This is a genomic window from Oleiphilus sp. HI0066 (assembly GCF_001635725.1).
This window is the reverse complement of the sequence record NZ_LWFH01000845.1, coordinates 1-290: the sequence shown is the minus strand read 5'-3', so window position 1 is coordinate 290 and position 290 is coordinate 1. Positions and strand designations below refer to the sequence as shown.

Here is a 290-nt window from a genome sequence, read left to right as displayed (position 1 = left end):
CAACATAGCATGTCTCAAGAGGGTATTTCGGCGTTGATGCTAAAACTGGCACTTGAAGGAAAACAGGTAGTACGAGTAAAAGGCGGCGATCCCGCGATTTTTGCTCGTGTTGGTGAGGAGTGTCAGGTACTTCAACAATCTGGAGTTCCAGTTTGTGTTGTTCCTGGAGTCACAGCCGCATCGGGCGCGTCTTCTTATGCTGGTATTCCCTTAACACATCGCAGTTGTGCACAATCGGTTCGGTTTGTGACGGCACACATGAAAAGTGCTGAGACAGAACCCAATTGGGC

Annotated in this window: 1 protein-coding gene; it reads left to right on the top strand. The window is 49.3% G+C overall.

Annotated features, from left to right (window positions below):
- A partial coding sequence (locus A3738_RS09850) for a uroporphyrinogen-III C-methyltransferase (RefSeq protein ID WP_231876605.1) occupies positions 1-290 on the top strand: 290 nt, incomplete at both ends.